Annotated in this window: 1 pseudogene; it reads right to left on the reverse strand. The window is 51.3% G+C overall.

Annotation, left to right across the window (positions count from 1 at the left end):
- Nucleotides 1–205: pseudogene (locus V0R37_RS22520) on the reverse strand (isopenicillin N synthase family oxygenase); the annotation flags it as partial.
- Nucleotides 206–261: the final 56 nt, after the last annotated feature.

The raw sequence follows: 261 nt of genomic DNA on the forward strand, positions 1-261 counted from the left end.
GCAGTATGGTCAACAGGTTAATATCTTCGTGGGCGGCAGCACGGATAGCGCCTAGCTCTTCATCGCCTTTTAACGGCGGGTAATGTGATACGCGTAACAATGTCTGCTCACTCCCTGCAATCATGCTAGAAAGTGATTGTGAGTAGTGCTCACTGACGCTGTCCGGTGACTGACGCTCAACCCATGATAACAAGGTCTCAGCCAAGCTGGTCGCTTGTTGATAGTAAGATTGCAGGTTGTCACGGAGGGCCGAAGGACACT

Source organism: Pollutimonas rozaliensis, from assembly GCF_048751585.1.
Classification (GTDB): domain Bacteria; phylum Pseudomonadota; class Gammaproteobacteria; order Burkholderiales; family Burkholderiaceae_B.